Annotated in this window: 12 protein-coding genes; 8 read left to right on the top strand and 4 right to left on the bottom strand. The window is 62.2% G+C overall.

Annotated elements, in window-relative coordinates:
* The first annotated feature begins 18 nt into the window (after positions 1–18).
* A complete protein-coding gene (locus RIG82_05400; protein MEQ9460367.1) occupies positions 19–1,035 on the top strand; it encodes a glycosyltransferase in 1,017 nt (338 codons plus the stop codon).
* Between the two features lies 1 nt (position 1,036).
* On the opposite strand, the gene RIG82_05395 is transcribed toward RIG82_05400, so the two are convergent.
* Positions 1,037–2,086 (bottom strand): GDP-mannose 4,6-dehydratase, encoded by a 1,050-nt coding sequence (locus RIG82_05395; GenBank protein MEQ9460366.1) that lies wholly within the window; start codon positions 2,084–2,086, stop codon positions 1,037–1,039.
* A 266-nt stretch (positions 2,087–2,352) separates the two neighbouring features.
* Here RIG82_05395 and RIG82_05390 point away from each other — a divergent pair, with 266 nt between their 5' ends.
* From RIG82_05390 to RIG82_05375, 4 genes are all read left to right on the top strand, one after another.
* Positions 2,353–3,969 carry a 2-isopropylmalate synthase gene (locus RIG82_05390; GenBank protein MEQ9460365.1) on the top strand — a complete coding sequence of 539 codons (1,617 nt, stop codon included), beginning with the start codon at positions 2,353–2,355 and terminating at the stop codon, positions 3,967–3,969.
* Positions 3,966–4,553 (top strand): GNAT family protein, encoded by a 588-nt coding sequence (locus tag RIG82_05385; protein ID MEQ9460364.1) that lies wholly within the window; start codon positions 3,966–3,968, stop codon positions 4,551–4,553. Before RIG82_05390 ends, RIG82_05385 begins: the two co-directional genes overlap by 4 nt.
* The gene (locus RIG82_05380) at positions 4,550–5,239 is read left to right on the top strand and encodes a class I SAM-dependent methyltransferase (GenBank protein MEQ9460363.1); all 690 of its coding nucleotides are present in this window, start codon (positions 4,550–4,552) and stop codon (positions 5,237–5,239) included. The genes RIG82_05385 and RIG82_05380 overlap by 4 nt, the downstream gene beginning before the upstream one ends.
* A gap of 68 nt (positions 5,240–5,307) precedes the next feature.
* Positions 5,308–6,747: a PhoH family protein gene (locus tag RIG82_05375; protein MEQ9460362.1), complete on the top strand. Its 1,440-nt coding sequence runs from the start codon at positions 5,308–5,310 to the stop codon at positions 6,745–6,747.
* 12 nt (positions 6,748–6,759) lie between these two features.
* Here the strand turns inward: RIG82_05375 and RIG82_05370 are convergent, their stop codons facing one another.
* A complete protein-coding gene (locus RIG82_05370) occupies positions 6,760–7,467 on the bottom strand; it encodes a tetratricopeptide repeat protein (GenBank protein MEQ9460361.1) in 708 nt (235 codons plus the stop codon).
* Positions 7,468–7,585: 118 nt separating this feature from the next.
* On the opposite strand from RIG82_05370, the gene RIG82_05365 reads away from it, so the two are divergent.
* The 3 genes from RIG82_05365 to RIG82_05355 all read left to right on the top strand — a co-directional run bounded on the left by RIG82_05365 (position 7,586) and on the right by RIG82_05355 (position 11,659).
* Positions 7,586–8,053, top strand: coding sequence for a hypothetical protein (locus RIG82_05365; GenBank protein ID MEQ9460360.1), 468 nt, complete (start codon positions 7,586–7,588; stop codon positions 8,051–8,053).
* 94 nt (positions 8,054–8,147) lie between these two features.
* On the top strand, positions 8,148–8,546 hold the full coding sequence (locus tag RIG82_05360) for a hypothetical protein (GenBank protein ID MEQ9460359.1): 399 nt from the start codon (positions 8,148–8,150) through the stop codon (positions 8,544–8,546).
* Between the two features lie 107 nt (positions 8,547–8,653).
* Positions 8,654–11,659: a glycoside hydrolase family 38 C-terminal domain-containing protein gene (locus tag RIG82_05355; GenBank protein ID MEQ9460358.1), complete on the top strand. Its 3,006-nt coding sequence runs from the start codon at positions 8,654–8,656 to the stop codon at positions 11,657–11,659.
* A 15-nt stretch (positions 11,660–11,674) separates the two neighbouring features.
* Here the strand turns inward: RIG82_05355 and RIG82_05350 are convergent, their stop codons facing one another.
* Both RIG82_05350 and RIG82_05345 read right to left on the bottom strand, forming a co-directional pair.
* Positions 11,675–11,842 carry a PLD nuclease N-terminal domain-containing protein gene (locus RIG82_05350; protein MEQ9460357.1) on the bottom strand — a complete coding sequence of 56 codons (168 nt, stop codon included), beginning with the start codon at positions 11,840–11,842 and terminating at the stop codon, positions 11,675–11,677.
* Between the two features lie 40 nt (positions 11,843–11,882).
* Positions 11,883–13,223 carry a hypothetical protein gene (locus RIG82_05345; GenBank protein ID MEQ9460356.1) on the bottom strand — a complete coding sequence of 447 codons (1,341 nt, stop codon included), beginning with the start codon at positions 13,221–13,223 and terminating at the stop codon, positions 11,883–11,885.
* Positions 13,224–13,232: the final 9 nt, after the last annotated feature.

The raw sequence follows: 13,232 nt of genomic DNA, 5'->3' as shown, positions 1-13,232 counted from the left end.
AGAAGCTATGTTGGGGCCGTGGGTGATGCTCCCCTGATCGTGAACTGCTCGCGCTACGCCCAGGACGGGCAGGGGGGGTATTTCGCCGACCGCCTCAGTGATCGTGTCCGCCAGATCGAGTTCGGTCCCTTGGGCGTTACCGGGCTGGCCGCACGCATCCGCAGGCCCGATCTCGCGGGCTGGCTGGCCTGCCGCCGCGCCACCCGAACCGCGCGATCCGAGCAAGCCGCACTCCTCCTCTCGCACGACCCCCACCTGACCTACCGCTGCGAGTTGTTTCAGGGCCGCCAACGAGTCCGCCACCTCGCTCATGCCTTCAACTTCCCGTACGTGCCATCGGGACCAAAGCTCAAGCTCCTCCGCCACGCTCTTCGGCACGTGGAGGACCTGGTTGTTTTTACCCGCTACGAAGCAGGTCTCTATAGCGACCTGCTTGCCTTACCAGTTGAGCGCTTCCATCCCATCCGCTGGGGCGTTCAATCCCCCGAAGTTGTCGATGGTTCCTGGCAAATCCCCGAGCGCCCCTACGTCGTCGCCGTAGGCGGGAACGCACGTGACTACCCACTTCTGGCCAATGTCTGCCGCCTCTGCACGGACATCGACTTCGTCTGGGTCGTGCGCCCGGAGAACCTCAACGGCATCGACGTGCCGAACAACGTCTCCGTCCGAGCCAACATCCCCCTCGATGAGGTCCACGCCCTCGTGGCCGGTTCCCGATTCATGGTGCTCCCCCTCCTCGCAGGCGTCATCTCATGCGGGCATGTGACGCTGGTCATGGCGATGCACCTTCGACGTGCCGTCGTCATCACAGAGGCCCCCGGGATCAACGAGTACATCGAACACAACCAGCGTGGGCTACTGGTCGATCCCGGTTCGCCGACGGCGATGGCCGAAGCGGTGGTAGACCTGTGGAACAACCCCGACCACACTGATCAACTTGGAAACGCCGGGAAACTCTTTGCTTCAGAGCACTGCAGCGAGAATGCAACCTGGCGCTGGTACGAAAACTATCTCCGATCATTGAGCATCCTGTGATTCAGGAGCTGTCGGTGCGCATCCACCCCCACTGCCTCCTCACCCCCTCCACTAACGACGTCGTCGGCTCGTAGCCCAGCTTCGCCTTCGACTTACTCACATCCGCGAACGTCCGCTCAACATCACCCGGCTGCATCAGTTGTCGATCAATGATCGGCTGCTTGCCCACGGCTTGTCCGATGGCGTCGATCATCTGCGTCAGCGTCACCGGGTCGGACCCGCCCAGATTAAACAGATCAAAGCCCGGGGCCACATCCGGCGTCCCGACCGCTGCCTGATCCATATGTTCAGAAGACCCGCAGTACCGTGTCGCGGCGATCACACCCGCAACGATGTCATCGATAAAGGTGTAGTCACGCGAGGTCGTGCCGTCTCCAAAAACCGGGATGCGCTGCTCATCGTGGACGAGTCGCAGGAACTTGGCGATAGCCAGGTCCGGCCGCTGGCGTGGCCCGTAAACCGTAAAAAAACGAAGACCAACCACCGGAAGTCGGTGGAGATGGGCGTACGTGTGAGCAATCAACTCGCCCGCCCGCTTGGTCGCGGCGTACGGGCTGATCGGACGATCCACCGCATCCGACTCGGCAAACGGAACCTTCTCGTTGTTGCCGTAAACAGATGACGATGAGGCAAACACGAAACGGGGCCGGGCTGCTAGCACCAGAGATGCATCGAGAAGATTCACCGTGCCATCGAGGTTGACAGCCGTATACAGCGAGGGCGACTCGATCGACGGTCGAACACCCGCCATGGCCGCAAGGTGGATCACCGTCGAGGGCTGATGCTGCTCGAACGCCCCAAGGACAGCCTGCCGATCCCGGATGTCCATCTCGATCAGCGAGAAGGACGCGTGGGTCTTGGCGCGCTTCAGATTGCTGTGCTTGATCTCAGGGGCGTAGAAACTGTTGAAGTTATCAATCCCCACCACCCGGTGCCCGAGCCCCAGCAGTCCATCAACCACATGAGAGCCAATGAACCCCGCCACCCCGGTCACGAGGATCGGGCCATCGTCTGGCAGAGGAGGCAAGTCGGGTGAGGGGGGCTGGGTCATGAGCACTCCGTCGGCATTCTGCGGAGAATAACGTTGACAAGGCTTGTCGGGAGGGTAGTCTTACGTCGAGATGAACGCGTCCGCCACCCCGAATCTTATTCTCGGTAACCCAATGACGCTGCTTACCAGCAGTCAGGTGGCCGGATAGGGCGCGTTGGTCCAACTCAGGACGAAACACCACCCCTGCCCGGCACTCGGGCAGGGGTTTTTTATTAGGTACACAGATCACCGATATCGAGGTCAGACGACCCAACAGGAGCCACATCATGGCCAGCAGAGAATCGGATCAGGACGAATCGAACAGCCAGCCGCAGGGCGCGGACACGATGGCGATCCGTGTCTTCGACACCACCCTCCGCGACGGCGAGCAATCGCCCGGAGCCAGCCTCAACCACCACGAAAAACTCGAGATCGCTCGCCAGCTCGAACGCCTGGGCGTCGATGTCATCGAAGCCGGATTCCCGATCACCAGCCAGGGCGACTTCGAGGCGGTCCGCGCAATCGGCCAGGAGGTCTCCGATTCAATCGTCTGCGGGCTCTCGCGCTGCGTACCCAGAGACATCGATCGCGCCGGAGAAGCCCTCCAGGACGCCCACAAACCGCGCATCCACGTCTTCTGCGCGACCTCTAAGATCCACCGCGAACACAAACTCCGCAAAGCCTTCGACGAGATCGTGAAACTCTCTGTTGACTCGGTCCGTCGGGCCCGCGAGTTCGTCGCCGATGTCGAGTTCTCCCCCGAGGATGGCAGCCGCACCGAACTCAACTACCTCGCCGACATCACCGCCGCCGTCATCGAGGCCGGCGCAACCACCATCAACATCCCCGACACCGTCGGCTATGCCGTCCCCGAGGAGTACGGCGCGATCTTCAGCGAACTGCGACGCCAACTCCCGCAGATCGACGCCCAGAATGTCTACCTCTCCTGCCACTGCCACAATGACCTCGGTCTCGCCGTTGCCAACTCCCTCGCCGCGATCCAAGGCGGGGCCCGCCAGGTCGAGTGCACCATCAACGGCATCGGCGAACGCGCCGGCAACGCTGCGCTCGAAGAAATCGTCATGGCCCTGCGCACCCGCTCCGATGTCTTTGGTCGCTACGCCACGAGAATCAACGCCAAACGCATCTATCCCACCAGCCGCATGGTCTCGACCCTCACCGGCCTGACGGTTCAGCGCAACAAAGCCGTCATCGGCGACAACGCCTTCGCGCACGAATCCGGCATCCATCAGGATGGCGTGCTCAAACACCGCGAGACCTATGAGATCATGGACCCACGCGACATCGGCGTGCCCGAAAGCAAACTCGTCCTCGGTAAACACTCAGGCCGACACGCCCTGGCCGACCGTCTCGTCCAGCTCGGCTACACGATCGACGAGGCACAGCTGCAGAAGGTCTACGACCGCTTCAAGGAACTCGCCGACAAGAAAAAAGATATCTACGACGAGGACATCGAGGCGATTCTCGATCAGATGATGGAGGTCGGCCGCTCGCTCTGGGAGCTCAGCCGCTTCCAGGTCGTCGCCGGGACTGGCGCGATGCCCACCGCGACCGTCACCCTCGCCGACTCCGCCGGCGAAGAGAAAACCGAAGCCGCCGTCGGCGACGGCCCGGTCGACGCCATCTACTCCGCCATCCAGGCCATCACAGGCGTCAAAGTCACCCTCGAAGACTTCGCAACACGCTCCATCACCCACGGCAAAGACGCCCAGGGTGAGGTTCAGGTGCGCGTCGATCACCACGGCCACAAGGCCCGTGGCCGCGGCCTGTCCACCGACACCATCGAGGCCGCAGCCCTCGCCTACCTCGCCGCGATTAATCGCATCCGAACAAGCTCCCCGGATCGTGAAATCAAGTCCGAAGTCGAGGCGGAATCGCCATGAGATTTGATCGACCGGGCACGGTGAAGCTCAGAGACGGGCGTGAAGTAGCAGTACGTTCAGCGGTACCCGATGACGCAGAGCGATTGCTGTCGTACGTGGATGGTGTTCGGACAGAGTCGGAGTATCTGCTGGTATCACCTGAGGACGAGTTGTTCAGTCTGGAGGCCGAGCGCGGCTGGGTGCAGTCGCATCTGGATGATCCCTATGGGGTGTGTCTGGTGGCGGAGGCGCATGGTGAGATCGTGTCGTGCTGTGGTTTGCAGGGCAACAGGTTCAAGCGGCGACGGCACGCGACCGGGCTTGGGATTGCGATACGCAAGCCCTGGCGTGAGGTTGGGCTTGGTCGTCACTTGATGCAGACCCTGATCGACTGGGCGGATCGTCATCCGGACCTGACGGTCTTCGAGCTGGAGGTGTTTGCGGATAACGAACCGGCTCAGCGGCTATATCGGAGTGTTGGGTTCGAGGTAGATGGCCGCAAACGCCGGGCAATACGCCGCCATGACGGCCGGTACATCGATGAAATCCTCATGAGCCGCTGGGTTGGACCCGAGGATGAGAAGCCTCAGCGAGGTGCAGCATGAAGTCCTCCGTCGACGAAATTCGCGCCCGCTTCGATGCCGATGTCGATCGATTCTCAAACCTGGAGACCGGCCAGGCCGCCGCGATCGACTCGACCCTTTGCATGAACCTCATATCGAGCGCTGCCGTCGCAACAGGCGACCCAATCAGCCGCGTCTTGGATATCGGCTGCGGTGCAGGCAACTACACCATCAGCCTGCTCCGAAGCTTGGCCCAGCGGACCGGTCAGTCACCTGAACCCACCTGCACACTTCTCGACCTGAGCCAGCCGATGCTTGATCGCGCCCGGCAACGCGTCGAGGCTGAGACCCCGGGTGCCGTGACCACGATCCAGACCGATGTTCGCGACTACGAGCCAGAGGACGGTTCGTTCGACGCCATCATGGCGGCCGCCGTCTTCCATCACCTCCGTGATGACCAAGAGTGGGACGCCGTCTTCGCCAGACTCCACGCGGCCCTCAGGCCGGGCGGATGGCTCTGGATCGTGGACCTGATCCACCATCAGCTACCCGCCGTCCATGAGCTGATGAGAGGTCGCTACGCCGACTATCTCGACGCCGTCGTTGGCCCGGACTTCAGAGTCAAGGCCTTCGACTACATCGAAGCCGAGGACACCCCAGACCCTTGGTCTGGCAGATCGACCGACTCCGCACGGCCGGCTTCGAGCAGGTCGAGGTACTTCATGTGAACACCGTATGGGCTGCATGGGGGAGCCAGCGACCCGATACACTCTGAGCAGAGCGACAGGAGGCCCGCGTGTCACAACTCGTCAAAGAACTCTCCGGGATCGACACCAGCACCGACATCAAACACTTCGTGCTCGACACCAACGTCCTGCTCCACAACCCCAAAGCCCTCTATATGTTCGACGACAACCATGTCGTCGTTCCCTTCGCCGTCCTCGAAGAACTCGACAAGTTCAAGAAGGGCAACGATGACGTCGGCCGCGCCGCCCGCGAAGTGATCCGCCAGCTCGACAAGCTCCGTCAGCAGGGCCGACTCGCCGATGGCGTCGTCTGGAACGACCGTGGCGGATCGATCCGCGTAGCCTTCGCCGAGGAGCTTCGCCCCAAGGCCCTAACCGAGAACGCACCCGACAACCGGATCATTGGCGTCGCCTGGGGACTCAAGGAGCAGGGCTACCGCTCCATCATGATCACCAAGGACATCAACGTCCGACTCAAGAGCGATTCCCTGGGCATCCACACCGAGGACTTCGAAGCCCAGAAAGTCGACATCGACCACCTCTACTCCGGCTACACCACCCTCGATGTGCCCGGCGACATCATCGATCAGCTCTACGAAGAAAAACAACTCGAAATCGAAGCCCTCGACGAACTATGGGCGCAGCAGCCCCAAACCGAGGACACCCCACACCTCGGCAAAAACGATGACACCATCCCCGAGCTCTTTGCCAACCAGTTCGCCCAGCTTCGCAGCGCCACCGATGACTCCCACACCGGACTCGCCCGACGACTCGCCGACACCGATCACCTCATCCCCGTCCACGGACCGCGTAAACCCGTCTCCGGCATCATGGCGCGCAACGTCCAGCAGACCATGGGCCTCGACCTGCTCCTCGATGACGAGGTCAAACTCGTCACCCTCCTGGGCACCGCCGGAACCGGCAAAACCCTGCTCGCTATCGCCGCCGGCATGACCAAGGTCTTCGCCGAGCACCGCTACGACAAGCTCCTCGTCGCCCGCCCCATCATGCCTATGGGCCGTGACATCGGATACCTCCCAGGCGACAAGGACGAAAAACTCTCCGCCTGGATGCAGCCGATCTTCGACAACCTCCAGTACCTCCTCTCAACCCGCGGCGCCGGTTCCCAGCACGCCGAGAGCAAGCAGCCCGAGCAACGCATCGAGTACCTCATGTCCACCGGTCAACTCGTCCTCGAACCCCTCACCTACATCCGCGGACGATCGATCCCCCACCAGTTCATGATCATCGACGAGGCCCAGAACCTCACCCCCCACGAGGTCAAGACCATCGTCTCCCGCGTCGGCGAAGGCACCAAGATCGTCCTCACAGGCGACATCGCCCAGATCGACAACCCCTACCTCGACTCCTCATCCAACGGCCTGTCCTTCATGGTCGAACGACTCAAGGGCGAAGCCCTCGTCGGCCACGTCACACTGGCCAAGACCGAACGATCCGAACTCGCCTCGCTGGCCGCAGAGAAACTCTAGAAAAGCCCGCACTCAAGGCGTCACGTTCGTCAACGCCGGTGGCTGCAACGGCAGCGTCGGTCCCGGCACGATGCCCAGCTTCCGGAACCACGGCGCGATCTTCGGATGATCCGGATCGACATACATCGCGTACCGCAGATTCAACGCCGTGTTCGCCGGATCGCCAATCGAATCATAGAACCCCGCCGCCCGCAGGTAAGCCGTCGCATCCCCCGGCTCCGAGAAACGGCCCGCCTTCCGGTACGCCACCGCCGCAAGATCGTGATCACCCAGCTTCACCAGATAATCCGCCTGCCGCAGATACGAACGACTGGTCGGGTACGCCTCCACGCTCGACTCCAGCATGTCATACAACGCATCCGCCCGGTTCTGCCGATAGATCGCCTCCGCCAGCTTCTCGAGTACGCGAGGTACCAGCAACTCATCCGACGGCCGCCCCGCCATCACCTTCTCGAATGCCAACTGAGCCTTGAGGTTCTCGCCGATGGCCAGATAAGCCTCGCCCAGATGAAAGCGAGCCCGATGGTCTGCCGGGTTCTTCTCCAACGCCGCCTGGTATTGTTCGATCGCACGGCTGAAATCACCACGAGCCTGAGCCGCCTGGCCCTTCTCACGGTGCATCGTCGCCGTCACACAGCCCGACAGCAGGGGGGTGACGCCGAGAAGAATGACCATAACCAGACGCACAAGCCGGGATGAACGTGTTTCGTTGCGGATCATCGGGTTCTAAGCTCCATCAAGGGCAAACCGCCCGTCTCTGGGGGACATCGGCCGATTCGTAGACCCGAGATTACCGCCGAGGCTTGACGCGGGCCAGCCGACCGGCGATCAGAGACCTATGCAATGCCTCCGCTACGTCATCCTCCGCCACCTCATGCCCGGATTCCCCCACGTCGATCTCATGATCGAAGACCCGCACGCAACAGGACGACCCGGCTCCACGGACCCCGACGCACCCATGCTCAAGACCTGGCGTCTGGCTCACATGCCCTCACACTGGAACGATCGCCCCATGATGCTCACGCCGCTGCCGGACCACCGCCGAGCTTACCTCCGACGGACCGGCCCAATCACCAGCGGCAAGGGCTCAGTCCAGCGACTCGGGCAGGGAAGCGCCCTCGCCTATCTCTGGACACCGAGCCGCATCTTCCTCGAACCCCTTGCCCAGTCTCATGGATCACAATGGGAACTCCGCAGACTCCCCGCCAGCGATCCTCTGACCCCCAGCAACCACGAAGGCGGCACCGGACGCCACATGCGCGGGCGGGCGGGCGGGCGGGGGTGGCAAATGCGAGTGATCTCTTGATAAAGCCCGCATCCGACGTATTCTGGGGGGGCATCAAGTTGTGACTCATCCGGGTTCCTGACCCGATCCTATTCTCGCTGTTCTGGAGCCGCTCATGCCCGACGAAAAGCACTTTGAAGAAGACGAACTTCTCGAAAAAGCCATCCCTATCCCTCCCGAAGCCCTCGAAGAAGAACCCGAGGAACAAGAGATGGTCATGGACATCGTCCCCGAGGACCCCACCGAGAAGAAACCCACGATCTCCTCCTTCGCCGAGCGAGAGAAGCACCAGGTCGTCTGGAAACGCGCCCCCTTCAAAACCGGCACGGGCGCCTGCCACGTCAAGACCTTCGTCACCAAGCTCCGACTCGACGCCATCGACCACATCGATGAACAGGTCAACCAGTGGCTCGACGAAAACCCCGAGTACGAGGTCAAGTTCGTCACCACCACCGTCGGCAAAATGGTCGGAAAATCCACCGAAGACGCCTTGATCATGTCCGTCTGGGTCTAAGCCTCCACAAAAAATCTTTGACACATCAACTCGCAACTGATCAAGCGTGAGTTGAATCACCCTCGCTCCTATCCCCCAACCCGCCTCGCGTGCGGTAAGCTCCAGCCATGCTGGAAGCCAACCATTTCCCACAGTTCGATCTGCCCCGTCTCACCCGCGCCCGTGAGCGCGTCGAAGCCATGATCTGGCAGATCGACCCGACGCCTATCACCGTCGAGCAGTCCAAACCAGCCCACGACCACACTACCTTCGCCCAGGCGCAGAAACTGACCTACAAACCGGTCAACAAACGCCCGCACCACTGGGGCAAGGTCTACGACCAGTGCTGGTGGCGCATCAAACTCCCCAGAATCAAAAACCCCGACAACACCTACCTCCTCTGGAAAGACCAGGGCGAAGCAACCCTCTACGCCGACGGCCAACCCGTCTACGGCATCGACCCCGGACACAAACACGCACCCCTCCGCGCTGGCGTCAGAAAATGGATGATCGAATCCATCTGCTGCCGCACCGGCGTCTGGGTCACCGGCGAAATCAACGGCATCGACGCCCAAGGCAGCCGCTTCGACGGCGCTAGCCTCGCCATCCGCGACGACCATGCATGGGCCGCTTTCCACGACCTCGACGTCCTCATCCAACTCCTCGACCTCTCACACCTCCCCGATTACCCCCAGCGGGGCAACCGCTACAACGCCGTCGGCTACCGCCCCGAACTCCACGCCGCCGACCCCGCCTTCCGATGGCTCCTCGAGCAACTCAGCCTCGCCGTCGATGCCCTCGACCGCCAAGGCGTCCCCGCCCTCCGCAACCAACTCGCCAAGACCTATCGCGGACTCCAGCAAGACGACGACAAGCTCAAAGGCATCCTCACCGGACACGCCCACATCGACCTCGTCTGGCTCTGGCCCGAACGCGTCGGCGAGTTCAAAGCCATCCACACCTTCTCCAACGCCCTCAGCCTTCTCGAACGCTACCCCGAAGTGCACTTCGGCTACTCACAGCCCGCCAGCTACCAGGCCGTCAGCCGCCGCTGCCCCAAACTCATGGACCGCGTCGATAACGCCATACAATCCGGCCACTGGGAACCCACCGGCGCGATGTACGTCGAGTCCGACACCCAACTCGCCTGTGGCGAAGCCCTCGCCCGCTCGGTCGCCCTCGGACAGCAAGGCTTCCGACAACTCCGTGGCGACGACAGCAAGGTCCTCTGGCTCCCCGACGTCTTCGGCTACTCCGGCTGCATCCCGCAGATCCTCGCTGGCTTCGGCGTCCCCTACTTCTTCACCACCAAACTCCACTGGTCCACCGCCCAGCGATTCCCCTACACCAGCTTCCGCTGGATCGGACACGATGGCAGCGAAGTCCTCAGCCACGTCATCTGGAATCACTACAACATGGCCGGGACCCCGCAAGAGGTCCGCGAACTCGCCGAACACCACCGCCAGACCCCCCAACACCCCGAACTCCTCATACCCACCGGCTATGGCGACGGCGGCGGCGGACCCACCGAAGCCATGGCCGAACGCGCCCGACGAATGACCAACCTCCGCGGACTCCCCAAGACCGAGTGGGGCACCATCGAAGGCTTCTTCGACCGCATGGCCCAGCACACCCCAAACCTCCCCGCCTGGCGCGGCGAGGTCTACCTCGAGTTCCATCGCGGCGTCCAGACCACCCACGCCGAACTCAAACGACTCTACCGCCGCGCTGAACGCGGACTCCAGATGCTCGAAGCCGTCCACGCCGTCAACGGCAACGGCCCAATCGATCCCACCCTCTGGGAACGAGTCGTCTTCGCCCAGTTCCACGATTACCTCCCCGGCAGCTCCGTCAAGGAAGTCTACGACGAAGCCCTCCCCGAACTCGCCGACATCGGCGACACCACCCGTAACCAGGCCGCCAAAGCCCTCAAAGCCAAAAACAAAGCCAAAACCTGTATCTTCAACCCACTCCCACAACCCTTAACCCGAGCCATCGACGGCGCAATGCGTACCCTCCCGCCTCTCGCTGGCGTCGAGGTGAAATCGCTCCCCGCCATCATCAGCCCCGATGTCCGCATCACCAAACGAAGCCTCACCAGCGAACGCGTCGAAGCCCGATTCGACACACGTGGCAGGATCGAGTCGCTCATCATCGACGGCGAACCCATCGCATTCTCCGCGCCCGCCGCCGAGCCATGGATCATCCCCGACCAGCCCGCCATGTACGACGCCTGGGACATCGATCGCAGGAGCCTATCCCTCGGCGAACCCGTATCCTCCAAAGCCCAGATCACCATCGACGAATCCGATGAACTCCGACCCAGACTCCTCGTCAAACGCTCACTCGCCAACCAGAGCAGCATGACCCTCGCCTACAGCCTCGACCCGATCCACCCCGTCCTCCACCTCGACCTCGACATCGACTTGCGCGACCGCGAGAAGCTGCTCAAACTCGTCTTCCCAACCACCTACGCCGGCAAGCAGGCCCGCTACGGCGCACCCTTCGGCAGCGCCCTCCGCGGACAACACGCCGGACCCATCGCCCACGAAACCGCCTTCGAAAACCCCGCCAGCCGATGGATGACCGTCGCCGACGAAACCGAAGCCGACGGCATGATGCTCCTCGCCGAACGCACCTACGGCTACGGCTGCCGCGAAGGACTCGCCCACATCAGCCTTCTCCGCAGCCCCATCATGCCACGCTCAGGCGACACGCCCCTCGACAAGTCCGGTCGGCCGACCGCCGATGTCGCCGACCTCGGCTCACACCACATCCGACTGGCCGTCGGCCGCTACACCTCCGACGCCGACCTCCCCGATCAACCCGCCTCACTCGCCGAAACCCTCTTCGCCGAACCCATCGAGTACCGCGGAACACCAACCCCGCAACCTCTCCAGAGCATCGAAGGACTCTCCTCCGTCATCCCAAGCTGGGCCCAGCCCGAACCCGGCGGGGGCCTCACCCTCCGACTCCACGAAACCCTCGGACAACGTGGGTGGATCGAACTCAACCTCGCCGGAAAAACCTGGAACCTCACCGACCTTGCCGGAACACCCACCACAGAACCCACCACCAACCCTTGCGTGGTCGAGGTCAAGCCATACCAGATCATCAGCGTCCGCGTAGCCTGATCAGCCGCCGAGTCGCTACTTCTTCCCAAGCACAAACCACAGGATTGTGCCCAGGATCGGCAGGAAGATAACGACCAGAATCCAGATCAGCTTCTTGGTCCCATCCATCGCACTTTTGATGATGTCAACTAACGCGATGACCCAGGCGACCAGAATAACGATACCGATAATAGTGTTGAGCACAGTGGTTCTCCTTGCGCGAACTACATGCGCTGCAAAGAGCTTACCTGCGCCGGACCACCCCCGCTAGCCCAACCACCAGCACCGCCGCGCCCGCAGGCTCCGGAACCGTCAGGTCACTCCCAAACACCGACGCCAGCGTCGACAGATCAATCAGGTCAACATTGTTGTCCGCGTTGAAGTCCCCGCCGGTCCAGCCCGCCCCACTCGTGCCGAAACCCGACGCCAGCGCCGACAGGTCGATCAGGTCCACCTTCCCGTCGAGGTTACTGTCCGCCACGACGCTCCCGTAGACACGCTCAACCCAATGCCTCAGGTCGTCCGCATCCACAACGCCCGAACCATCCACATCGAAACTCAAAGCCGCTCCGCCCCCAACAATCGCCGCGATCAGCACATCGAGATCATCCGCATCCAGCGTCGTATCGCTGTCAAAATCAAACGCCGCCACACTCGGCTCCCAGCCAATATCCTCCAGCCCTGCCACATCAAGCGCCGTGATCAGCTTGCGTGTCCCCGTCGTCAGGTCCGGGTCCATCGCCGTCTCCTGCTCGAAGATCGAGCCGTACAACACCGACTCCGTATCCTCGATCCAGTGCGACTGATCGCCCGACACCGGCACGTTCCCGCCAAACAACGCCGACGACGCCGAACCCGTAAACAACCCGCCCGACACCAGCCCCTCCCAATCACTGTTCCCAAACCCCAGCGCATGCACCAGCTCATGCAACGCAACCGAATAGAAATCAGACGTTCCCGGAACCGGTTCCGCCGTGTGGTCGTAATGCCATGTCGAGGAACCATCGTTATCAAAGCTGATCGACCCGCCCCAACGGCCAAACCCCGTCGCCTCGCCGCGCGTCTCGACCGCATCAAAGAAATCCGCCGTGATGACATCGAGCTGATCAATCTCACCCTGTGTAAACCCACCCGAAGGCGTCGAGCTCACCCCAAACCCGCCCGCTCCCCCAACACCCAGCGTTGTCCCACCAATTGCTCGCCCCCCCGCAAAAATCCGCACCTCATCCTCCGCAATACTCAAATCGTCCAGGATCGTCAGCGACCCCGTCGCCGGGTTCGCAAACCGCGCCTCCCACGACCACACCACCTCACCACTGAAAAACTCACTGTTAAACACAGGCGGAGTCTCAATCGCCACAAACGTGTCCGTCATCACCGCCGACAGATAAGCCGCCGCCGCCTCCAGCGAAGCCTTCGCCTCAGCGCCCGCCACCGCACCATCCGGATTCCCGGCACCAAAGAAGTTGGCGTTGGCCGAGTCGTAGGTGTAATCAAGCGTGATGTTGATCGCCGAAGCCGTCGACACCAACGTCAAACCAGACAACGCACCAACCAACAGGAACTGGGATCGGGTTCGAGACATCAGCGTTTC

The organism is Phycisphaeraceae bacterium, assembly GCA_040222855.1.
GTDB lineage: Bacteria > Planctomycetota > Phycisphaerae > Phycisphaerales > Phycisphaeraceae > Mucisphaera.
This window is presented reverse-complemented; position numbering and strand designations above follow the sequence as displayed.

Bases quoted from the DNA above. Each gene is read 5' to 3' on its own strand.
- RIG82_05370 (MEQ9460361.1), bottom strand. From the start codon at position 7,467: ATGATCCGCAACGAAACACGTTCATCCCGGCTTGTGCGTCTGGTTATG.
- RIG82_05380 (MEQ9460363.1), top strand. From the start codon at position 4,550: ATGAAGTCCTCCGTCGACGAAATTCGCGCCCGCTTCGATGCCGATGTC.
- RIG82_05365 (MEQ9460360.1), top strand. From the start codon at position 7,586: ATGCAATGCCTCCGCTACGTCATCCTCCGCCACCTCATGCCCGGATTC.
- RIG82_05355 (MEQ9460358.1), top strand. From the start codon at position 8,654: ATGCTGGAAGCCAACCATTTCCCACAGTTCGATCTGCCCCGTCTCACC.
- RIG82_05385 (MEQ9460364.1), top strand. From the start codon at position 3,966: ATGAGATTTGATCGACCGGGCACGGTGAAGCTCAGAGACGGGCGTGAA.
- RIG82_05345 (MEQ9460356.1), bottom strand. From the start codon at position 13,223: ATGTCTCGAACCCGATCCCAGTTCCTGTTGGTTGGTGCGTTGTCTGGT.
- RIG82_05395 (MEQ9460366.1), bottom strand. From the start codon at position 2,086: ATGACCCAGCCCCCCTCACCCGACTTGCCTCCTCTGCCAGACGATGGC.
- RIG82_05360 (MEQ9460359.1), top strand. From the start codon at position 8,148: ATGCCCGACGAAAAGCACTTTGAAGAAGACGAACTTCTCGAAAAAGCC.
- RIG82_05390 (MEQ9460365.1), top strand. From the start codon at position 2,353: ATGGCCAGCAGAGAATCGGATCAGGACGAATCGAACAGCCAGCCGCAG.